Below are 22,074 nucleotides of genomic sequence, written 5' to 3' on the forward strand. Positions count from 1 at the left end.
GCGCGGCTACGCCTCAGCCGCATAAACAAATCGTTTAGCGACCCCCTGCTGTTGAAATGTCTTGGCGAGAGCATCACTAACAGCAATAATTTCCAGGCGCGAATGGTACTTCTGTAAGCGACAATCCATTAGGAGCAAAAACGCGATAAAGCTGTTGTCCATGTATTCCAAACCGGATAAATCGAGCTGCAAAGGCTTGTGAGGCCGGGCGTGGTCAACAACCTCGGCCATTAGGTTCCGCGAAAAATCGCTACCCATAGCCCCCGTCAGTGTGAGCTTTACGCAAATATCTGTCTCATCAAATGTCGATTGACAAACCTGTTTGTGCCCACTTTTGTTACGAGCCAAGTAAAGTGGTAACACATTATTAACGAGCAATTGCAACAAGGCTAAACCGTCATTCCAATATCGCCGCCATATGCCAGGCTCTTCTTTAATTCGCCACAGCCATTCAAGCCCTAATTTTTGCACCATTGTTGGTGCGCGGCTAACCTCGCCAGCGACAAAGTTCACCACCGCACCCAAGTGGCTGACAACGGGGGCCTGCAATCTGTCCCGGTTATGTAAAATCCAGTTCTGACCCTTTTTCGCCCCTAACGCAACGACAATAAAATCGGGATTCGCAGCGTTAATCGTGTCGATAATGGCATCCGTCGACATATCTTCCACACCACCAAACCCCGGATCGAAATAGCCACAACCTTCGGCACCAGAAAATTTATCAGCGAGAACAGTTGCTGCTTTCTCTGCGACGCCAGGGAGTCCACCAAAGAAAAACACACGCATCTTTTTTTCTGCCGGACGCTGCGAAAGCTCGTCGAACAAGGTGGACCCGGCGACCCGTTCGGGCAAATTAATACCTAGCAGCTTAGACACCCACACAATGGGCATCCCGTCGGCGATGATCAAATCACTTTCTACCACGGACTGATAAAAATCGTCGTCACGCATCGACGAGACAACAAAATTAAGGTTCGGTGTGGAAAGAAAACAATGCTCACCAGATTCAATAGCTTGTTCGACCTGGGTTACAGCAGCGGCCGTTGTGACCACGTCAAACGGCAACCCCATGACACAGCATAACTGCCGCGGAAGAAGATCCTCACCGATTTTCACTGAGAATCTCCTATCGCTTTTTCGAACAACGCCATAAGCCGTTGTACATTGGTGCGCAGGGAAAACTCGTCTGCGACATGCGCTGCGCCGTCTTTTACCAATCGCGCCTGTAGCTCGGCATCGCCTAACAACTGCTGAATTGCGTTCGCTAACGCCATTTCATCTTCCGGCTCGATGAGTAAGCCGGAATAGCCATCGACGACCAACTCGGGGATACCAGACAGGCGAGTTGTGATTACCGGCAAACCGGACAGCATCGCTTCCATCAACACGACAGGGATGCCGTCCATATCACCGTTACTGTCAGTTTTACAGGGCAACACGAATGCATCCAGTTCGGACAGATAAGCAGGTACTTCAGAATGCGCCAGAGGGCCCAAAAATTTGACTTCTTCCTCTACATCGCGCGCGATAGCCAGCTGTTTAAGTTCTTGCTCCAGCGGTCCACCACCGGCCAACTTTAAAGTAACGGGGTAGTCCCGTTGCTTTAACACGGCAACTGCTTTAATCAGCGTATCAAAACCTTTCTTTTCAACTAAACGTCCGATACCGCCGATGGTGTTAGCCGCAATATGGTGTGTTTTGTCAATAGGCGGAAAAATCCTATCGTCTACACCACAGCGAGTAATCACCAGCCTATCACTCGGCGCGCCGAGACTTTCAATGTGTTTAATGTTGTACGCGGAGATGGAGCCGAAGAATGCAGAACGCTCAACCTTCTGTTTAATCAGCCAGCCGCGCTCGAAAAGATCATTAGCGTGTGAAGTTACCGAATAGGGAATACCCGCTAATTTGCAGGCGTACATACCGATATCCGTCGGCACATGTGCAAAATGGATATGTAAATGCTGAACTTTTTGCTTACAAAGTAATTTGGCGAGGTAGGCGCCGTAAAAAAAACGCATGACCTGGCCAATGGCAGTGCGGGTAACAACACCCAGGCGCACAATATCTGCCAGTAACATCCCAAGGACCGACAAATACGCGACAGGCTTTTGTAACAGCACAGAAATATTTGCGAGCAGTGCCGTTAGTTTGCTTTGCGCGTACAAATACCGGGTATTTTCACGCATTGCCTCCAGCTTGTGGTCCGTTGCAATGGAAGCGGGTCTATGTACTGAAAAATACTGTACGTCGACACCCTGCTCCTCCAGCTCAAGTATCTCGTTATACACAAACGTCGCGGAAAGTGCCGGAAGTTCCGGCGCCAGGTAAGCAATTTTCATCACGCGTGTTTCGCCAGCCAGACGGGTTCCTGTTTCGCGTTCAATTCAGCCGTTGCCGCTTTTTTCCCCTTGAACAAACACTTCCATTGGTAATCGTTAATAAACTTGACCAATGCCTTGTCATCGAAACGATCTTTTCCAGCCAGCATGCTTTCCACATATCCCAGCCACATCGAAAAGCCACCAATAAATACCGGTGGATGCAACATTCTAAACACCGATGAGGCTGTCATGTAGGCTAGGCCAGTGCCCATAAAATACTGACCAAAACCATGGCGCTTACGCCCGGTAATAATGCCTTTTTGACTGGAACCCATAGGCCGCAGGTGAATAAATCGCAGCTCTTCTTCATCCCAGCTTTCCGCTAACCACCCTAACTGTCGGCAGCGATGACAGTCTATTCCGTCCCACATGACCTCACGTACAAACCCGCCGATTTCTTCGAAACAGGTGCGGCGATAAAACTTGGTCATACCAACGGACATTTCGTCCCCACACTTCTCGCTTACCATTTTTCCGGTATTTTTATCGACAAAGTACGCTTTGCCGCTACAAGTACCCAAGCGGGGATTTTTTTCCATTCGATCGATCAGGATTTCAAAATAGCGAGGAGGCAAATCCAAATCCAGATCAAACTTACAGACATAATCAAACTGGGATACGTCAATTTTGTCGTAACCGTAATAAAACGCTTCAATAACGCCCGGGCCCACACTGCGGTGACCGCGATTTTCCCGAGTGATCACCTGAATAAACGGATAACGTTCCGAGTAATCAGCCAGGATTGCCGGGGTTTCATCGGTAGAGCCATCATCAACCACCACCCAAAGATCTGGCGGCACTGTTTGGTTGCAAACGCTATCCAGCGTTTTCCGCATAAATTCGGCTTCGTTTCTACAAGGGGATACCAGCAGGTAGGACATAGGGAACTCTTCCTTAGATTATTTGTACTCGATCAAAGTGCCTGCACGGCCTCTCATGCGATTAAACAGGTATTCGAGCACGCCATCGAATTGCGGAAACTTACAGGCAACATTCGATAAGGCGTAAAAAAAAGCGACTTTGCTCTGTGATAAGTGATTGCGGTATGTTGCTGTCAAGCGAGCAACCTGCAGAGGATAAACCAGCAACAGCACGGCAAATAAAGGGTAGATAAGCGCTAGCGCAAACACACTAACCGGAAAGACACACGCCCAAAAAACAATGCGACGAATATCCGGCCAGCGATAGTTTTCAAGCTCCGCGCGACGCCCACCGTGGCGAGCATAGCCTTCTGCATAGGCATAGCCAGAACGCTTCATGCGTTTCCACCACTGGCCGGCAGTGAACATGGCTGCGTCGTGCCAGGTCATATCCGCATCAAAGCGATAGATTTTCCAGCCCAGTTTACGCAGCCGCAAACACAGGTCCGGCTCTTCACCAGCGATAAGTGAGTCGGTGTAGCCCTGGGCCTGCTGGAGACAAGGAACACGAAACAGTGCATCGCCGCCACAGGCCGTGGCATCGCCTACCGGCGTGTTCCATTCAATATCGCACAAACGGTTGTAAACCGAACGCTCTGGATATCGCTCCCGACGACGTCCGCATACGACTGCGTAGTCGGTATTAGAGGTTAAAAAACCGCAAGCGGTGGCCAGCCAGCCTTCAATAAATTCGCAGTCGCCATCAATAAAATGAACAAATTCGATTGCCGGATTTTGCTCAACCAGCGCTTGCCATCCCGCATTGCGTGCCCGCGCAGCAGTGAATGGCTTGGAAAGATCGAGCTCCACCACGGCGACCCCAAGCTTACGCGCTTGCGCACAGCTGTTATCCGTAGAACCGGAATCGACGTATACCACAGTGTTAATATCAGGCCGTGCTGATTCCAGGCAGCGAATCAGACGCTCGCCTTCATTGCGCCCGATCACCACAATACCCAGTTGATAATTGAGTTCCATAAGAGACGTTGTTATACCTGCGGCCTAGGATATTACGCTGTATTCTTTTAATCGCTTGAGCAACTCGCGCACCAGCATATCCAGATCCGCTTGCGCGGTGTTCACTTCAATTTCTGGCGAGATTGGCGCTTCGTAAGGCGAATCAATACCAGTGAAATTGCGTATTTCACCCGCTCGCGCTTTTTTGTAGAGCCCTTTCGGGTCACGGGTTTCGCACACGTCGATCGGGGTATTTACAAACACTTCAAAGAACTCGCCCGGTTCCACCATCTGGCGAACCATCTGACGCTCGCGGCGGAACGGTGAGATAAACGAAACCAGCACAATCTGACCGGCATCCACCATTAATTTAGCGACTTCACCTACGCGGCGAATATTCTCAATCCGATCCCTATCACTGAAACCCAGATCGGAACACAAACCATGGCGAACGTTATCGCCATCTAACAAATAGGTGCTGTACCCCATAGCAAACAATTGTTTTTCTAACGCGTTTGCCGTAGTTGACTTACCGGAGCCCGACAAACCGGTAAACCAGATAATCGCAGGCTTTTGCTTGAAGCGTTCGGCACGGGTTTTCTTCGAGACATCCATTGAATGCCAAACCACGTTTTCATTCCCCAGCGGTTCGGCAATCATGCCCGCGCCTACGGTAACGTTGGTCAACCGATCAATAAAAATTAAATTCCCCGTATGCGGGTGGCTCTGGTACGCATCAACACAAACGGGTTCAGTTAAATTCAACGTACAGCGCGCAATACCATTCAGCGGAACGGAGCTCACAGGCTGGCGCTCCAGGGTGTTCACATCAATCTGATATTCAATCTCACTGATCGAGCCCGTAACTTCTGCCGCGCCCAGCTTTATGTAATAGTTTTTGTTGAGTTCCAGCGGAGTATCGTGCATCCACACCAAGTCGATCACCATCGCATTTGAGGGCTGCAGTGAATCGGTATCGGCAATTATCATATCGCCGCGGGAAATATCGATTTCATCTTCGAGGGTAACCGTGATTGAATCGCCGGGATACGCTTCTGCCAGTTCCTTGTCCGCCAGAATAATTTTCTCAACGCGGCTGGTTTTGCCAGAGGGCAGAGCTTTAACGCCAATTCCGGGGCGCAATACACCCGAGGCGAGCGTGCCACAGTAACCCCGGAAATTTAGGTTCGGCCGGTTCACATACTGCACAGGGAAACGCAAATTATCGAAGTCATCATCCGTATCGAGCGGAAGATCCTCCAGCAGAGTCAACAGCGGAGCGCCTTTATACCAAGGTGTCGCATCGGAGAGCTGGGCTACGTTGTCGCCTACCAGTGCCGACAGCGGAACGAACTGAATATCCTCGACGTTCAGGTTTTTAGCGAACTCTTTGTACTCGGCACAAATGTCATTAAAACGTGACTCGGAATAGTCAACCAAATCCATTTTATTCACAGCAATTATAAAATGCTTAATACCCAGCAGAGAGCAAATAAAACTGTGCCGGCGGGTTTGGGTTTGTACCCCGTAGCGGGCATCAATTAATAAAATAGCGAGACGAACCGTGGAGGCACCTGTGGCCATATTTCGCGTGTACTGCTCGTGCCCTGGGGTGTCCGCAATAATAAATTTGCGCTTATCGGTGGAAAAGTAGCGGTAGGCAACATCAATGGTGATCCCTTGCTCGCGCTCAGACTGAAGACCATCGACAAGCAGCGCCAGGTCGACCTCCTGCCCCGTGGTGCCATGAGTTTTACTGTCTTTTGATATCGCGGCCAGTTGATCTTCGTAGATCATTTTGGTGTCGTGCAGCAGACGACCAATAAGCGTCGATTTACCATCGTCGACACTGCCACAGGTAATAAATCGCAGCAGGTCTTTTTCTTCGTGTTGTTTCAGGTAGGCGTGTATATCTGTCGCCAGCAGGCTGTTGGTCTCGGTCATCACGGCGTCCTTAGAAATACCCTTCACGTTTCTTTTTCTCCATAGATCCCGCTTCATCGTGATCAATGGCTCGACCGGAGCGCTCTGAGGTGCGTGTCAGCAGCATTTCCTGAATAACATCGGGCAGTGTTTGAGCGGTCGACTCCACCGCTCCGGTAAGCGGGTAGCAGCCCAGCGTGCGAAAACGCACCCATTTTTCTTGCGGAACTTCGCCCTCCGCCAGTGGCAGACGATCATCATCCACCATAATGAGGTTTCCATCGCGCTCAACCACTGGCCGCGGTTTGGCCAGGTACAGCGGTACAATAGGAATTTGTTCTAAATAAATATATTGCCAGATATCCAGCTCAGTCCAGTTAGAGAGCGGGAATACACGGATGGATTCGCCTTTGTTAACACGAGAGTTATACAGGTTCCACAGCTCGGGCCGCTGATTTTTTGGGTCCCAGCGGTGGTACTTATCGCGAAAACTATACACCCGCTCTTTCGCTCGGGATTTTTCCTCATCGCGGCGGGCACCACCAAAAGCCGCGTCGAACCCGTATTTATCCAGCGCCTGCTTGAGCGCCATGGTCTTCATGATATCGGTGTATTTTGCGCTGCCGTGATCGAACGGATTAATATTCGCTGCCCGGCCTTCTTCGTTGGTGTACACCAGCAATTCCATGCCCGCTTGTTTCGCCATATTATCGCGAAACTCAATCATCTCACGGAATTTCCAAGTGGTATCTACATGCAACAAGGGAAACGGCGGCGTGCCGGGAGCAAAGGCTTTCATGGCAAGATGCAGCATTACAGCCGAATCCTTGCCCACAGAATAAAGCATCACCGGATTCTGAAATTTCGCGGCGACTTCGCGAATGATAAAAATCGATTCGGCTTCTAGCTGCTTAAGATGTGAACGGCGTCGATCAGAGGGGGACATACTAGCTCCTAAGCGGTTAAACGTTTAGCCAAACGGGTGAAGTTTGCGCGCACACAATAAAGAATGGATTAAGCAAGGACTCTTTGGTGTTGTAACGCAACGGCTGTTTAGTTTCCCAATTGAGCAGCACACCGCCGGCAGCCTCAACAACGGCTTGTGCGGCTGCCGTATCCCATTCACTGGTTAACCCCAAACGCGGGTAGAGATCTGCAGCACCTTCGGCCACTAAACATATTTTTAATGAACTGCCCATCGCCACTATGTCAGTACCGTTGAACGATTTTACAAACTCTTTGAAATCATCGCTCTGGTGAGAGCGGCTGCCCACTATACGCCATACATCATCGCTACCAGGCACAACTGCTGGGGAGATGCTTTCTGCAGCTGTAGCCGCTTTTGCATCGTCCACTTTGAACGCGCCGACGCCTTTAGCTCCATAGTAAAGCCAGCCTTTGTCAGGCGCATATACACTGCCAAGAATGGGTACGCCGTCTTTAATAAGCGCGACATTCACCGTAAATTCGCCGTTGCGCTTGATAAATTCCTTGGTACCGTCCAGAGGGTCTACCAGCCAGTACTGTTGCCACTGCTGGCGTTCCCCCCAGGGAATGTTGGCGTCTTCTTCAGAAAGAACAGGGCCACAATCAAGCGCTTCCAGTGCTGCGGCCAATATATTATGGGCTGCTTTGTCTGCCCGGGTTAGCGGAGAATTGTCATCCTTAATTTCTACATTGAAATCCGGTTGTTGGTAGATATCCATAATTGCGTCACCCGCAGCAACCACGATTTCATTGACTTTGGCGACGAGCTCTCCAAGAGCGGTAATTTCATTCTCCACGCGATATCCTTCGAAGTTAGGTATGTCGTTTTTAGCAAAAAGCATGCTCAAAAAATCAGGCCCTAGACCAAGTCAGGCGCCGGCCCATTTTTGGCGAGGTCTTTAAAATTAGTGCAATTCAATTCTGTGCCGACCAACTTGCCCAGCTCTGCTAGATCTTCGTTAAAAATGGTCTCGAGCTTCGCTCGAGTCTGGGCTGAAAGCTCTGGTCGCTTGTTCATTGTCAACTTGGCTTTTACCGCATCCCGCAGCTGACGCGGCACCAGGTTACGGCGCAGACTCGTCATCAGTTTTGATTCCACCACAAGATCGTAAAAAGGAAATTTACGAATACGTTGCGCAGACACGTTTTTGCGTTCCATATTGTCGTCCCACACTGGCTCACCGCTGTAGCCGAGAAACTGACAAATACGCTCAAGCTCCTTTTGCGATTGACTGCTCAAACGTTCGAAGTAAACGACCATTAGTTGGGAAGCATCAAAGCGCTGTAAATAATGATTAAGCTGAAAGTAGTAACGGGAGTAATCAATCAGTTCCGGATTAGTTTCCAGGGCTTTTTCAATGTCGGATGAAATTACACCCTGCGACCATTCGTGAATATAGTGAGATACCAAACGATCCAAAGGATGGCGAATAACATAAATAAATTTACAGCGCCCTAATCCGTGGGATTCCAATCGGTCCAGCGTCTGGGGATAGGTGGGAAACTTGGTGTAATGAGTACTCGACTCGCCTACCAATTCAGCGTCCTTGGCATCTGAAAAAAGCTGGTTATACCAGGACTCACCGTTCGCAAACACTTCGTCGTTGCTAAAATAATTTGGCTCTTTTGGCGTGCTCATAAAAAAGCCAGGCTGTTCGGCCAGCTGATCGTGCAATGTACTTGTCGCACACTTCATGCCGCCAATAATCATAAAATTCGGGAGGCGAGTTTCTACTTGGGTCATGATTTTGGTCTGTAAGGTTTTAAAGGCGAAGAAAATTGGATCCAGATATCCGAGAACTGCTTTTCGCAAGCGGCAATATCCTTTTTGCCCAACAGCTCGCGCAACTTGGAAATAGATCGGCCTGTGAGCCACGCTGAATTCGCAAGAAACGCACCTAAGCGGCCATAGTGCTTGGCGAAATAACGGGTGCGCGATGCGTAGTAGTAATACGGCAGGCGTTTCTTATGTGCATAATTCGATTTCATTGGCGAACTGCCACCGCGCAAATGCACGACCCGGGCGGCGGGCTGGTACACAATCGACCAGCCCCGATTAGCAGCTTCTTTGCAATAATCCACATCTTCGTAGTAAAGGAAGTAGCCTTCGTCCATAAGGCCAACATCTTTAACCATTTCGCCGCGCAACAGAATACAGGCGAAACTTGCCCACTCAGGGCTGATGGGTTTCTCACTCACGGGTAGCGCGACGACCCAACGGCCGAGGAGCCGGGTAACTGCACCAGTCGCTGCGCCATAAATGAGTTCACTGATAGGACGATGAAAGCGAAAACAGCTTTCCTGGGGCGTGGCATCCGGCCACTCAAGACGCGGCGCCACAAAACCACAACGTTTGTTGGTCATGGTATCGAGCATTGTCGCCAACGCTCCGTCTCGCAGCAATGTATCGCTGTTCAACAACAGATAATGGTCCGCTTCTGCGTGTTTGATACCGATGTTATTGCCGGCGGAAAACCCGCCATTTTCCGGCGACAGAATAAGGTCAACCTTCCCGTCTCCGTGAGCGGCAACCCACGTTTGCAGTGTCTCTGCCGAACCATCGCCAGAGCAATTATCGACGAGGGCAACCTTTTGCCTTTCTTTGAGCTGGGGCAGCACGGTTTGCAAACAATCGATCACCATGGCTGCCGTTTTGTAATTGATAACGACGATGAGAAGCTCGAGCTTCGCGCTCATTATTCCCCCTTGAACAGCGCTATAAAATCCGTAGCTTTGCCGCCCTTAATGACTGGGCGGCAGGGCGCAGCTTAAGCGCATTGGTTAATAAATAAATATCCCAAAACGCTCCAACACTTTTTCCATCAAATCGCCCACATCCATTACGAAAAAGTGGAATATCAACGCTGCCAGCAATAATCCCGCCATAGCAATGATAAACGACTTGCGAATACGGCGGCGCTGACCTGACGACTCCGCCTCGGTGCGAATGTAGTTCACCTCCAGCACCGGTAGGCCGCGACGCCCGGAAACCGCTCGTTCAAGTACTTTGCGGCTGCGGATGGAAGAGTCGAAATGACCAATAAGCAGAGCAATCCCAATAGGCGCACCGAATGCAACAATAACACCCATCGCCATGAGCTTGATCCTATTCGGTGCAGACGGCACGCGCGGCAAGCGGGGTGGCTCCAGCAGAGAGAATTTTTCAGCGAGCATTTCCTGCTCGAGACTTTCTGCACGCGATGCCTCGCCGATTTTCGCTGCGAGCTGATTATATTCAGACAGTTTCGCATCGTAATCGCGGTTCAACTCGATCAACCCGCGCTCAACCAAAGGCACTTTTAAAATACGATTTTCCAGATCGGCAATCGACTCTTCGGTCTCTTTGCGATCCATCTGGAGCGAAGCAATTTCTTGTTCAAGCTCGTCGAGTTTGCTAGCGACACTGAGATCGCCCACTGGCGCCTGCTCGATATCTTCCTGCGACAGCGGGTTGGATTTCAGCAGTTCGATTTGCTCTCTGAGGGCAACAAGATCGGGATAATCCGGCTTATACAGCATCGACAATTCTTTGTAGCGCTGCTGAAGTTGCGATAGACGCGGGTCCAGATAGACACCATCAACGCCTTCGCCAGGCTGAGCGAGCGCCATTTGGGTTTTAATCAGCTCTATTTGCTGGCGAGCAGAACGGATATCGCGATTGATATTGTTCAGTTTCTCTGTCGCTTGCGCCCGCATATCGCCATAGAGTCGCAAATGCTCGGGCAGCGCATCCTTGTTTTTCTGCTTGTATTCAGCGACGGCGGCTTCCGTTTTGTCCAATTCAGACTTAACTTTTGCGGCCTCCTGTCGGAAGAACTCGGTTGTCTCGCTGGCACGTTCAGTTCGAACTTTGATGTTCTCGCTCATAAAGAGCGTCACCAGGTCATTCGCCATCTCATAGGCAATGCGCGGTTCACGCGACTCGAAGCCCACCCGGAAAGCGATTACGGATTTTTCACGGCCGACACGCGTCTCCTCAACCTCGAGCAGCACTGAGCGGCGCACGTTAGTAATCACCTGATTGACCTGGATAGGGGAACTTTCGTCGAGCTGAAAATAACCGTGCTGGCGAATCACCGAGAGCAGGCGATCGCGAGTCATCACTCGCTGCTTGATAATATCGATTCGCTCTTTCACAGCCGTGGTAACCGTAGTTTGTACCAGGCTTTGGGGAATTTTCTGAGTCTCTACCATCACGGTGCCAGCAGAGAGATAAATCGGGGGTAGTGAGGCAACAATAATACCGGCAATAACGATGAGCGGTATGGTTGTTATCAGGATGTACCACTTATAACGCAGTAACGCGGGAATATAATTCGCATCGAGTATTGATGTCTGCGAACCTGAGCCTTGATCGTCGTACACGCTATTACCTTCTCCTGTGTATACCTTCGCTATGATATTCCAATCGGCGTAAAAAAGGGGGCTCACGCCCCCTTTCCGTGAAAATCTTATTATTGGACTGCTACGTTCGCCTCTGCAGATTTCCGAAAACTATCAACAAAAGCCCGAAGCAAACCGCTACCACCGGCAGCGAGAAATTGTCTCCCAAAGGCGCTCCTACCTTATTTGTATCAACAAACATGTAGGCGTAAGCGCTGACAGAAAACACAACGAATATAAACAGCAATACCAGTTGTTTGATCGACTTCACAGTACTTCACCCTCCGTGTACAGATGTCAGACAATTTAAAGTGGGGCTCAAAGTTAGGTTAAGAAAAGTTGCCCCGACATTCTTACTAGAGCAATCACTGTGCCACCTACTAAAACCCTCCACTTTAGTCCGACAGTTGGATACTAAGTGCGCCAAACGTTAAATTTTCGCGCTCTTTGGAGGCATTGATGGCGATTTTTTGCACCATCAATTAATTACCGACTCATACTAATGTAAATCGCGCCGACAGCACGCAAAGGTTACAAAGCTGCAGCAATCTTTTTCTGCAAGGTTTCAGCAGTTGTATACCAGCTCAAACTGTCGGTTCCTTTTGCAAGCGCTTCGTCTACCTGAATTTTCGCGTTGGTGTAATCCTGATTGCGGAAATAACCTTCAGCCAGGTGATAGGCGATTTCTGGCTCGTCAGGTAGTTTGAGCGAAGCACGTCGCAACAAAGATAGACCGTCATCCAACTGGTTGTTGAGCACATAGGCCCAGCCGAGCGTGTCGAGAAATTGTGGCACCTTTGAGGTGCGGAACCGCGCCGCCACTTGCAGAGCGGATTGTAAATTGTCGGCACCACCCAGTGTGATCAATGTGGACGCTAAATTATTAGCCACCACATCCAGGCTGTCGTTTCTAGCAAGGAGCGCGCGATACATGGCAACGGCTTGATCCAGCTCGCCGGCACGGCGGTGGAGCTCGGCACGAAAGGCGGTAAGCGTCTCGCTATCCGGCAATCGCCGTACGCCCTGGCTGAGTACCCGTTCTGCATCGGCCACTTTGCCTAGCCGCAGGTTCAACTTCGCAAGCGCGTTATAAGCACCTTCTTTTTTGGGATCGTTTTTAATCGCCTGCTGGTAATCCCGTACCGCAGGTTCCGCCTCACCGAAATAGAGGTGCAAATTGCCGCGCAAAAAGTACCCAGTGTAGGAGTTTGGATCGGTTGCGATTACCCGGTTCAAGAAGGTTTCCGCTTCATCTCGTTGACCCGCCTTAATATAGGCGTCGACTAACAACACCATAGAGCGCATGGAATCAGGGCTGAGTTTTTGCAGATTTTCCATGGCGGCAATAGCGCCTTCGTTGTCTCCCTTGCCGGAAGCTGCCATGCCACGAATGTAGGCCACAACCGTATCTTCGCCTTCGATCTGTTGCATTTGATCAGCTATCATTTCCGCTTCTTGCCATTGCTCTTTGGCAAGCTTGACCTGCGCCAGTAAATTGAGCACGCGTTCACTGCCACGATTACGCAAAATAAGCTGCTGGAGGATTTGCTCAGAGAGACTCAGTTTTTTCTGCTCGAGTAAGAACTGCGCGTAATCCACTGCGTATTTTATTCCGTCAGGTGCACGCACCGCCTTCGCAAAGTACTCGTTAGCCAACTCAAACTCCGCTTGCGCTCGATGCGCTTTGGCCAGCGCGGCAAACACGTCGGCATCGACGGCCACCTGCCTCAGTGCAGTACGCAACACACGGATCGCACCGGCGCCATCGTGTTTAGCGAGTAACAAATCCCCTTGCAACACGGCGACTTTGGGATTGTTCGCATCCAGCTCTTCGAGCCGGGCGATCGTTTTTTCCGCATCGGACAAACTGTTATTCATTAGTTCTAGCCGGCCTTTACGCAAACCCGCATCAACTGTCAGCCGGGTTTCGCCCCCTGCCAGCCAGATTTTATCCAGCTCTGCCACTGCCTCGGCTAAGCGGCCGGTTTTTACATAGATATCCACCAGTGCGAAACGCAAACGTTCCAACGCCGGAAATTGTTTGAGATACTTTTTGGTCAATGCCTCGGCAGCGTCAATACCATCACGGTCATTGACCAGTTCGATCGCCTTAAACAAAAACTCAGTATCCTGCTTTTGCTCAGCCTGCTTTTCCAGAAGCGCTACAGCTGCTTCCACTTGATTGTTGGAGGCAAGGTGTCGAGCCAGTGACAACGGGATATTGCTGTTGTCCGGGTAGATCTCAATCAAGGTGCGATATACAGATTCCGCCCTTGAAGCTTCCCCGGCTTTATTGAGCGCCTGCAACAACACAATATTAAGCACCACGCTCTTGGGCTGCTCTTTCAGCGCGCCATCCAACACCGCGATCGCTTCGCTGTTTTTATCTTGGAACAGGAGGTCATGAGCTTTGAGAATAACCGCATCAACGTAATGTGGGTGAGCGGCTAATACTTGATCAATGAGGTTTCGCGCACCGTCGCGGTCGTCGATTTTATACAGCACCGCGGCCCGCAGCGTTTTCACCATCGGGTTTTGCGGCTGCTGAGTCATCAACTTTTCGGTGTGCACCATCGCCTTATCAATTTTGTTCTGGCCAAGGTACAGGTTGGTGAGCTTAATTCGCGCCTCGATATATTCAGGGTCAAAATCGAGAATACCAACCAGTGTTTTCTCCAACTCAACCCAGCGTTTTTTACTTTCGTAAATAACGGCTGTACCAAATTGCGCGTCCGTATTGTGCGGATTGATCTTGAGCGCATTTTTAAACTCTAACTCGGCCGAAGAGTACTCACCTTTCTCCAGGTAGGCCGCACCGCTCTCATAATATTCCTGCGATTTTTCTTCTTCGCTTTTGCAGGCCGTCAATACCGCGACAAGCACCAATAGTGGAATTATTTTTTTCATAGTCGTGTATAACTCTGCATTTTATTGCGGTAAAAAAGGTGCGCTTCGATCGGCGAGTGCGGCGACAAACTCCTTCAACTGGCCTTCGCTATCAACGCCCTCGCGCAGCGGTACATACACCCGCACTAGCGTAGCGTCGGTGCGACCGTGAGTAATCGATCGCAATACTAAGGAGTTGTAGACTTCAAATTCTGTCGCGTAATTGCGAGCTTGTTCATTCACCCAATAGTAAACAAGCAATCGGTTGTCGCCTTTTTCTATAATTGCGCGATTGCCGCGACCGCGAAACCCAAGGTCCGTCAGGTCGATAATACTGGAATCAGTTATTTCCCATCCGCCAGCCGGGATACAGTCTGAGGGTGAGTGAATCAACGAGCCGTCCTGCTGAGCCTCGTAATAGGCCATGTATAAGTTGACCGGCAGCTTATCTGTAGCGAGATAATCGCCAATAAAATAGTCGTCCAGTTTCAGAATATTCAGCACATGGCTGTCGAGCACGTCTGGATAGAGGTCTCGCCCGGCGAGGGTTAACGGGAATTTGTCGAAGGTTTCGCGCGCGGGAATCACTGTTTCTTTGTTCAGCCACAGGTAACTGATAGCACTGCCGCCCAGAATGAGTAACGCGGCAATCACCCCGTGAATACGCGCACCCACCGGCGAACCTGCGCGGAGATCTTCGACGGCAACAACGGGGAATTTAAAATTGTCCTGCAGGGTTAGCGCCCGTCGATTTACCTTAGCCAGCACCACCAGAGCAAGACCAAGCAATACACAGGAAACCACAAATACAAACCAGCCTTCAAAATCATGCAGAAAGCCGTCTGCAGACTCCTTGCCGACGTATTTAATCAGGAATCCGGTGACCGCTATACGCAAGCTGTTCATGAATACGGTGATGGGGATCGCCGACAAAAACAGCAATATTCGGGTTATCAGCCTGCCGCGATAGTAGTAGCCAATCAGTAGCGATATGCTGGCCAGCGGAAGTAAATAACGCAATCCAGAGCAAGCTTCCTCCACCAACAGGGAGAAGTCACCCATATTGATTACGTTGCCTTCCTGCAGCGCGGGAATGCCCATCAAGTGTATAAACCATACCCCAATAGTTGACGACACCAACTGTAAATCGCTAGTGAGGTGGTTGGTAAAGAAGGGATGCAGAGGAATGGAGAAGAATATCAGCACGAGTGGAAAACCAACCACCCGCAAAACAGGCCAGCCGCCAAGGGTAAGCGCAATCGAAGCCAGGGTCGCCACGTAAGCGTAGTGTTTGAGCACGGTTATATCGCCCAACATCGCAAAACCGTAGCAGGCCAGCGCCAAAGCCACCAAAACCACGCACCCAACAAACGCTTTGTCTGCGGCGCACGCCACCATGTCGCGGCGACACCAGAGCAGATACACGGCGATCCCCGATACAAGGATGCCGTGACCATACTCCGGAGACGCAAGCCAATCGCCAACCAGGCCATACAGACTGGGGGCGAAGGCAAGTGTGGCGAGAACAAAGAGCACCAGCAGCGAATGAGCGGCACTCTGGGGTCGAACTAAATCCATGGGCGAGGCAATAGCGTTCATTTCGCTACCGCCTTAATCTCATCAATAGGCATTCTTGGAGAATAACACAAAGGGTGTTTTAAACAGGATTTTCAGATCCAATGACAGTGACCAGTTTTTAATGTATTCCAGGTCGTAGCGAACACGCTTTTCCATCGCCTCCACAGTTTCGGTTTCACCGCGATGGCCATTCACCTGGGCCAGCCCCGTCATGCCGGGTTTAATTCGATGCCGTGCAAGATATTGCTTCACCTGCCCGGAATAAAACTGATTGTGTGATACCGCATGCGGGCGCGGGCCAACTAGCGACATGCTGCCTTCGAGCACGTTAAACAGCTGCGGTAATTCATCGATACTGGTGCGGCGAATAAAACGGCCAATCGGCGTAATCCGAGGGTCACCTTTAGTGGCCTGTTTGACGATTTTTTCCGGTGTGTGCACGTACATACTGCGAAATTTATAGACGTGAAACTGCTTGCCATCCCAACCGTCACGAATTTGTTTGAAAATAATTGGCCCTTTCGAGGTCGCCTTGATAATGAGCGCAACCGAAATCAATATCGGCGACAACATCACAATCGCGATCAACGAGAAGAGCTTGTCGAGCGTATATTTAACAAACGCGGGGCCCCCAGCGAGAAGTGGTGTTTCGTTCAGGTTGATCAGTGGCACACCGGCCATTTCGCGCACGCTGTGGTTGAGCAGGTTCAATGAAAAAATATCCGGCGCCCAGATCAAATCCACATTTACGTCTTTCAGCCGTTCCTGAATATCCAGCAGTTTGTCGATGTTGTGAAACGCAAGTGCAACATAAATACGCTTTACGCCCTTTTCTTTTACCACATCGGCAATCTGGTCCACATCGCCGAGGAAGGGGTACTGCTCTTTCGCCCAATCGATGGGTACCGCATCGCGCGTCATTACCCCAACCACCTCTTCGGGCAACCAGATATTACTGGTAATGCGCTCGGCGAGGTGCTGCGCCATATTTCCCGCACCGATAATCAGGGTCGGAATACGAACCTGTACGCGTTGTGAGTACCAGGCGTGTATTTTGTAAGTGATGTAAAAAATCAGGATTTGCGCGGCGATAGACATAACGCCCCATTCGATAATGACGCTTTTCGAGAAGATGTCGGTCACCCCGGTAATCGCCGACAGCACCCCGAGCAGAATGACCACCAGTCCCCAGGCACGGCACAACTGCCGCACCCCACCTTCGAGATTTTCAAAACGCCGGTAAATGCCGAGCGAACGGTACACCAACACCATCAACAGCACGGTAAATGCGATCAGTGAGCGGTACGGCACGGTAAATTCGCCGACCTCCGAGTAGGTCAGCAATACCAGACAGGCACACACACAGCTGATATTAAGCACGTGCTGCACCCACTGAATAAAGGTGTCGTGGTTGCGCAGCAAGCGTTTGCGACTTACCTGCACCGTGCTGTAATTTCTCAACAATGTCGGTGCCTCCGGTTGGCTGGGTAACGCGGCATTATTCGTCATCAATGAATTCGCTCTCATTTCCTTAGTTTTTGATCAGAGGGCTCCACCACTCTTGGTTATCGAGATACCAGTCGATCGTTTTGGCAATACCGGTATCGAATGACTCCTGAGGTTTATACCCCAGCTCTGCGTTCGCTTTGGTGGGGTCAATCGCGTAGCGGCGATCGTGTCCGGGCCGGTCTGTCACAAATTCAATGAGGTCGGCAGCAGTGCCTGCGATAGCGGAGCGCGCGTTCGGAAACCGTTCTGCGAGCACAGAACTGGCAGCGAACCGCTCGTTCATCAACTTGCACACCAATTGCACAATATCGATATTAGCCCATTCGTTGATCCCGCCAATGTTGTAGGACTCACCCACCACGCCTTTGCGCAGAACCAGGTCAATGCCCCGCGCGTGGTCAGTGACATACAGCCAATCGCGAATCTGCTTGCCGTCACCGTAAACCGGCAGCTTTCGGTCGCGTAAGATGTTAGTGATAATCAGCGGAATGAGTTTCTCGGGAAAATGGAACGGCCCGTAATTGTTTGAACAATTAGACGTGGTCACCTGCAGGCCGTAGGTATGCAAGTAGGAGCGCACAAGGTGATCGGAAGCCGCTTTACTGGCTGAGTACGGAGAATTGGGAGCGTAAGGCGTAGTTTCCGAAAATGCTGGATCGTTCGGCCCAAGAGTGCCGTAAACTTCGTCGGTCGAAATATGATGAAAGCGGTGCCCCTCTTTGCACAAACCCTCATCCAGCCATACTTTTTTTGCAGCTTTTAGCAGGGTATGCGTACCGACGATATTAGTCTCTATAAATGCATCCGGGCCGGTAATCGACCGATCAACGTGGGATTCGGCCGCGAAGTGCACCAAAGTATCGACACTGTTATCGCGCAGCAATTGCTCTACCAGAGGTTGATCCAGAATATCGCCTTTGACGAAACGAAAATTCTCGACCGATTCCACTGCGGTCAAATTGGCAGGGTTGCCAGCATAAGTCAGAGCGTCTAGCACGATGACACGATCTGCCGGATAGGTTTCCAGCCAGTAGTGAACAAAGTTCGCGCCAATGAAACCGGCTCCGCCGGTTACCAGAAGGGTTTTACTCATGAATATTGTTTCTCTATCGGTTAGCTAATTCGTCGAGCATTTCCGCGAGCGCCTTGCGCCAGTACACACTTGGTGCTTCGGGTAATTGCTCTCGCAAGGACGCGTTGCTCAACACGCTGTAGTGAGGACGCCGTGCTGGCGTCGGGTAATCTTCCGTTCGAATCGGGGCGATATCACAGGTGCCGCTCAACAAGCCGCGTGCTGCGCCAAGCTCCTGAATTGCCATAGCAAAATCGTACCAGCTCGCGACCCCATCGCAGGTGCAGTGGTGAATGCCCTGTAGCTGATGATTTACCGCCAGCCAACAGGTTTTCGCCAAATGCTTAGCGCACGTAGGTGAGCCTATTTGATCCGCAATGATAGTGAGTTTTGGCCGGTCGGCCGCCAGGCGTAAAATCGTTTTAACGAAATTATTACCCAAGGCTGAAAATACCCAGGCCGTGCGCAAAATCGCCCAGTGCGACAATCCAGATTCAGCAATCGCCACTTCGCCAGCAAGCTTGGTCTGACCATATACACCCAGCGGCGCTACGGGCGCATCCGGCAGATAAGGCGTGTTGGCGGTGCCGTCAAACACAAAGTCTGTGGAAATATGCAGCAGGTAGCTGCCGTTGTTCGCCGCAGCGCGCGCAAGATTTGCGGGCCCGACCTCGTTGCCTGCTCGAGCCGCGTCGGCGTCAGTTTCGGCTTTATCCACCGCCGTGTAGGCTGCAGCATTGATAATCGCCGCAGGTTTGAGCTCGGCGACTACCCGATCCACCTGACCGGCATCGGCTATATCGAGCGCATCGCGGCCGAGGTGTACCAATTCGACTGAATCCGGACAGGTTCGCGCCAGCTCAGCGCCCAACTGGCCGCGTCCACATACTAAAACTTTCACAAAATTTCCTATCCAAAATAATCCGTGTTTGCCCACAGAGCACCGTCGGCATCTTTTGCCGATAGCGCCGGCGCTTCACCGTTGACCAGCGGCCACTCAACACCCACTGTCGGGTCATCCCAACGCAGTGACCGCTCACTTTGCGGGTGATAATAGTCCGTGCATTTGTAAACAAATTCGGCAAATTCACTCATCACGTAAAAACCGTGAGCGAAGCCTTCGGGCACCCAGAGCTGGCGCTTGTTGTCTGCTGATAACTCGACACCGACCCACTGGCCGAAAGTCGCCGACGATTGGCGTAAATCCACCGCCACGTCGAACACCTTGCCACTCACAACCCGCACCAACTTGCCTTGGGTCTGCTCCATCTGATAGTGCAGCCCGCGCAGAATCCCCTGGCGCGAGGCACTGTGGTTGTCCTGCACGAAAGGCCGCTCGGTGCAGTGTTCTGCAAACGCATCCGCGCGGAAGGTTTCCATAAAGAACCCGCGCTCATCTCCAAACACCCGCGGCTCGATGATCACGACATCGGGTATGGCTGTGTGAATAAATTCCATTAAAAAACCTTGGTTTCCAATAAGCCCAGTAAGTATTCGCCGTAACCGCTTTTACGTAATGGTTCGGCCAGCTCACGCAACTGCTGCGCGCTGATATAACCGTTGCGGTACGCGACTTCTTCGGGACAGTTCACTTTCAAGCCCTGACGTTTTTCCAAGGTCGAAATAAACATGGCCGCATCCAATAACGAGTCGTGCGTCCCTGTATCCAGCCAGGCAGCACCGCGCCCCATAATCTCTACATTAAGTGTGCCAAGTTTCAAATAATGCTCGATAACGTCCGTAATTTCGAGCTCCCCTCGGGGCGAAGGCTTGACGCTTTTTGCAACATTTACAACGTCACTGTCGAAAAAGTAAATTCCGGGAACGGCGTAGTTAGACTTGGGCTGCTGGGGTTTCTCTTCAATCGACAGCGCTTTGCCGTTGTCGTCAAAATCAATAACCCCATAGGCGCGCGGATTTGCAACGTGATAGCCAAAAACCGTGGCCTGCTCGCGCTCGTTTGCACGCTTTAGCTTCTCGACGAGTTGGTGACCGTAAAAAAGGTTGTCACCCAGAATCAATGCAGCAGGGTTGCCAGCGAGAAAGTCTTCGGCAAGTAAAAACGCCTGGGCAAGCCCGTCTGGCGAGGGTTGTTCGGTGTAAACCAGGGAAATCCCCCACTGCGAACCATCGCCTAAAAGCGCCTGAAAGCGCGGCAATTCCTGTGGGGTACTGATAATGAGGATTTCGCGAATACCACTTTGCATTAGGGTTGCAAGCGGATAGTAGATCATCGGCTTATCGTAAACTGGCATTAGCTGCTTGCTAACCACCTGAGTTAATGGATAGAGCCGGGTGCCACTGCCGCCCGCCAGAATAATGCCTTTTCGCATAACATTCTCCGTGTTAATAGCTGAACAGAATCGCCAGCCATGATAACTGAAATAGCCACCGCGCATGCCGTGGCGGCTGTTTTTTTTGATGTCAGAAATATTTACAGCGGATTTAGGCGACAACCGCAAAATCCGTATATTTTGTATTAATATCAATAACTTACAAAATTGGCAAGGTACATGCATATGATCGCAAAGCAAGCACTTATGCTAATTTTTGAACAATCATTCAGCAGGCGAATCTCGTTATAAAAAACAGAAAAAAGCGTGTTGAAAGTGGAGGTAAGCCATGGCTTCAAGGAATCATAAATCATTCATTTTTTCATTGTTTTGCAGCGCATTTATGGCGGTTAACGCCTCTGCTGTAAGCATTGATCTGGACCTGTCCAACCCAACGTCGTCCTACGGCAACTCTGTGTATAACTACACTGCAGGCGATGTAAATCTCAGCGTTAGCGGCTTCTCCTATGACCGCCGCGGCGAGATCGAAAGCGACACCGTCGGCAACTATGGCGCAGGCCTGGGTGTGGAAGATGGCTGGAGCCCGGAACACGCCATCGATAACGGCTTTAACCTCAGCACCTTCCGCTTCGATTACGATATGCTGCTTCTAAGCTTCGACCAGGCGGTAAGCCTCGATTCCATTACTGCCGGCTGGCGTGGCACCATGCTTAACCTGTTCCAGCCTTCGAGCCGCAACAGCGAAGCCTCTGTTCTGGCATACGGCGGTGCCGGCACCCCCGATAACTTTGTTGGCTCCGAGTGGAGCGACCTGCTCAATGACGAGTGGGCAGGCATTGGCAACTACCGCATTGACAACCTGAACAGCCCTGAAGCTGTTAACGCGGGCGGTATGATGTCTCGCTACTGGCTGGTTGGTGCGTACAACCCAACGCTGAACCTCGACAACGAAGCTGGCACCCACTTTTCGGCTGCTAACGACTTCTGGAAGCTGGATAGCATCAGCGTAACAGTTAACCCTGTGCCACTTCCCGGCTCTCTTCTGCTGTTCGGTACAGCGCTGGTTATCTTCGGCTCCATGCGCCGCAAGCAAGCCAAATAAACGCTACAACCAAGATGTTTTTGAAACGGGCCACAAGGCCCGTTTTTTTATGCCGCTAACTGCAGTTTTTAAGTTACGC

At 50.9% G+C, this 22,074-nt stretch carries 18 protein-coding genes; 1 reads left to right on the forward strand and 17 read right to left on the reverse strand.

The window, feature by feature from the left end; translation table 11 throughout:
* Nucleotides 1-6 precede the first annotated feature (6 nt).
* The 17 genes from TERTU_RS19155 to rfbA all read right to left on the reverse strand — a co-directional run bounded on the left by TERTU_RS19155 (nucleotide 7) and on the right by rfbA (nucleotide 21,055).
* Complete coding sequence (locus TERTU_RS19155; protein ID WP_015820497.1) at nucleotides 7-1,116, reverse strand: WecB/TagA/CpsF family glycosyltransferase; 1,110 nt, start codon at nucleotides 1,114-1,116, stop codon at nucleotides 7-9.
* Entirely contained in the window at nucleotides 1,113-2,342 is a 1,230-nt protein-coding gene (locus tag TERTU_RS19160) for a glycosyltransferase family 4 protein (protein ID WP_015820019.1), read from the reverse strand. Before TERTU_RS19160 ends, TERTU_RS19155 begins: the two co-directional genes overlap by 4 nt.
* On the reverse strand, nucleotides 2,342-3,265 hold the full coding sequence (locus TERTU_RS19165; protein WP_015818415.1) for a glycosyltransferase family 2 protein: 924 nt from the start codon (nucleotides 3,263-3,265) through the stop codon (nucleotides 2,342-2,344). Before TERTU_RS19165 ends, TERTU_RS19160 begins: the two co-directional genes overlap by 1 nt.
* Before the next feature lie 18 nt (nucleotides 3,266-3,283).
* Nucleotides 3,284-4,282 carry a glycosyltransferase family 2 protein gene (locus TERTU_RS19170; protein ID WP_015818028.1) on the reverse strand — a complete coding sequence of 333 codons (999 nt, stop codon included), beginning with the start codon at nucleotides 4,280-4,282 and terminating at the stop codon, nucleotides 3,284-3,286.
* A 24-nt stretch (nucleotides 4,283-4,306) separates the two neighbouring features.
* Nucleotides 4,307-6,205, reverse strand: a complete 1,899-nt coding sequence (gene cysN / locus TERTU_RS19175) for a sulfate adenylyltransferase subunit CysN (RefSeq protein ID WP_015820775.1) — start codon at nucleotides 6,203-6,205, stop codon at nucleotides 4,307-4,309.
* 10 nt (nucleotides 6,206-6,215) lie between these two features.
* On the reverse strand, nucleotides 6,216-7,130 hold the full coding sequence (gene cysD / locus TERTU_RS19180) for a sulfate adenylyltransferase subunit CysD (protein WP_015820606.1): 915 nt from the start codon (nucleotides 7,128-7,130) through the stop codon (nucleotides 6,216-6,218).
* A gap of 16 nt (nucleotides 7,131-7,146) precedes the next feature.
* On the reverse strand, nucleotides 7,147-8,013 hold the full coding sequence (gene cysQ / locus TERTU_RS19185) for a 3'(2'),5'-bisphosphate nucleotidase CysQ (protein ID WP_080516729.1): 867 nt from the start codon (nucleotides 8,011-8,013) through the stop codon (nucleotides 7,147-7,149).
* A 17-nt stretch (nucleotides 8,014-8,030) separates the two neighbouring features.
* On the reverse strand, nucleotides 8,031-8,915 hold the full coding sequence (locus TERTU_RS19190) for a sulfotransferase family protein (RefSeq protein WP_015817690.1): 885 nt from the start codon (nucleotides 8,913-8,915) through the stop codon (nucleotides 8,031-8,033).
* Nucleotides 8,912-9,868: a glycosyltransferase family 2 protein gene (locus TERTU_RS19195; RefSeq protein ID WP_015818172.1), complete on the reverse strand. Its 957-nt coding sequence runs from the start codon at nucleotides 9,866-9,868 to the stop codon at nucleotides 8,912-8,914. The genes TERTU_RS19190 and TERTU_RS19195 overlap by 4 nt, the downstream gene beginning before the upstream one ends.
* An 84-nt stretch (nucleotides 9,869-9,952) precedes the next feature.
* Entirely contained in the window at nucleotides 9,953-11,602 is a 1,650-nt protein-coding gene (locus TERTU_RS19200) for a hypothetical protein (RefSeq protein WP_228378203.1), read from the reverse strand.
* A 483-nt stretch (nucleotides 11,603-12,085) separates the two neighbouring features.
* A complete protein-coding gene (locus TERTU_RS19210) occupies nucleotides 12,086-14,461 on the reverse strand; it encodes a tetratricopeptide repeat protein (RefSeq protein WP_015820273.1) in 2,376 nt (791 codons plus the stop codon).
* 21 nt (nucleotides 14,462-14,482) lie between these two features.
* Nucleotides 14,483-16,039: a VPLPA-CTERM-specific exosortase XrtD gene (xrtD, locus tag TERTU_RS19215; RefSeq protein ID WP_015820729.1), complete on the reverse strand. Its 1,557-nt coding sequence runs from the start codon at nucleotides 16,037-16,039 to the stop codon at nucleotides 14,483-14,485.
* 21 nt (nucleotides 16,040-16,060) lie between these two features.
* Nucleotides 16,061-17,527: an undecaprenyl-phosphate glucose phosphotransferase gene (locus tag TERTU_RS19220; protein ID WP_018015407.1), complete on the reverse strand. Its 1,467-nt coding sequence runs from the start codon at nucleotides 17,525-17,527 to the stop codon at nucleotides 16,061-16,063.
* Between the two features lie 22 nt (nucleotides 17,528-17,549).
* Entirely contained in the window at nucleotides 17,550-18,620 is a 1,071-nt protein-coding gene (gene rfbB, locus TERTU_RS19225; RefSeq protein WP_015816886.1) for a dTDP-glucose 4,6-dehydratase, read from the reverse strand.
* Nucleotides 18,621-18,633: 13 nt separating this feature from the next.
* Nucleotides 18,634-19,500, reverse strand: a complete 867-nt coding sequence (rfbD, locus tag TERTU_RS19230) for a dTDP-4-dehydrorhamnose reductase (protein WP_015820431.1) — start codon at nucleotides 19,498-19,500, stop codon at nucleotides 18,634-18,636.
* An 8-nt stretch (nucleotides 19,501-19,508) separates the two neighbouring features.
* Nucleotides 19,509-20,057, reverse strand: a complete 549-nt coding sequence (rfbC, locus tag TERTU_RS19235; RefSeq protein ID WP_015817197.1) for a dTDP-4-dehydrorhamnose 3,5-epimerase — start codon at nucleotides 20,055-20,057, stop codon at nucleotides 19,509-19,511.
* Entirely contained in the window at nucleotides 20,057-21,055 is a 999-nt protein-coding gene (gene rfbA / locus TERTU_RS19240) for a glucose-1-phosphate thymidylyltransferase RfbA (protein WP_015817797.1), read from the reverse strand. The genes rfbC and rfbA overlap by 1 nt, the downstream gene beginning before the upstream one ends.
* Before the next feature lie 166 nt (nucleotides 21,056-21,221).
* Between rfbA and xdp1 the strand changes: the two genes are divergently transcribed.
* On the forward strand, nucleotides 21,222-21,995 hold the full coding sequence (xdp1, locus tag TERTU_RS19245; protein WP_015818139.1) for an exosortase-dependent surface protein XDP1: 774 nt from the start codon (nucleotides 21,222-21,224) through the stop codon (nucleotides 21,993-21,995).
* The last annotated feature ends 79 nt before the right edge of the window (nucleotides 21,996-22,074 follow it).

Origin of the sequence: Teredinibacter turnerae T7901 (genome assembly GCF_000023025.1) — a bacterium.
GTDB lineage: Bacteria > Pseudomonadota > Gammaproteobacteria > Pseudomonadales > Cellvibrionaceae > Teredinibacter > Teredinibacter turnerae_B.

Coding starts and splice junctions, on each gene's coding strand:
- TERTU_RS19190 (WP_015817690.1), bottom strand. CDS start 8,915: ATGACCCAAGTAGAAACTCGCCTCCCGAATTTTATGATTATTGGCGGC.
- TERTU_RS19170 (WP_015818028.1), bottom strand. CDS start 4,282: ATGGAACTCAATTATCAACTGGGTATTGTGGTGATCGGGCGCAATGAA.
- TERTU_RS19220 (WP_018015407.1), bottom strand. CDS start 17,527: ATGACGAATAATGCCGCGTTACCCAGCCAACCGGAGGCACCGACATTG.
- TERTU_RS19160 (WP_015820019.1), bottom strand. CDS start 2,342: ATGAAAATTGCTTACCTGGCGCCGGAACTTCCGGCACTTTCCGCGACG.
- cysD (WP_015820606.1), bottom strand. CDS start 7,130: ATGTCCCCCTCTGATCGACGCCGTTCACATCTTAAGCAGCTAGAAGCC.
- cysN (WP_015820775.1), bottom strand. CDS start 6,205: ATGACCGAGACCAACAGCCTGCTGGCGACAGATATACACGCCTACCTG.
- TERTU_RS19210 (WP_015820273.1), bottom strand. CDS start 14,461: ATGAAAAAAATAATTCCACTATTGGTGCTTGTCGCGGTATTGACGGCC.
- rfbC (WP_015817197.1), bottom strand. CDS start 20,057: ATGGAATTTATTCACACAGCCATACCCGATGTCGTGATCATCGAGCCG.
- TERTU_RS19195 (WP_015818172.1), bottom strand. CDS start 9,868: ATGAGCGCGAAGCTCGAGCTTCTCATCGTCGTTATCAATTACAAAACG.
- xdp1 (WP_015818139.1), top strand. CDS start 21,222: ATGGCTTCAAGGAATCATAAATCATTCATTTTTTCATTGTTTTGCAGC.
- rfbB (WP_015816886.1), bottom strand. CDS start 18,620: ATGAGTAAAACCCTTCTGGTAACCGGCGGAGCCGGTTTCATTGGCGCG.
- xrtD (WP_015820729.1), bottom strand. CDS start 16,039: ATGAACGCTATTGCCTCGCCCATGGATTTAGTTCGACCCCAGAGTGCC.
- TERTU_RS19165 (WP_015818415.1), bottom strand. CDS start 3,265: ATGTCCTACCTGCTGGTATCCCCTTGTAGAAACGAAGCCGAATTTATG.
- cysQ (WP_080516729.1), bottom strand. CDS start 8,013: ATGCTTTTTGCTAAAAACGACATACCTAACTTCGAAGGATATCGCGTG.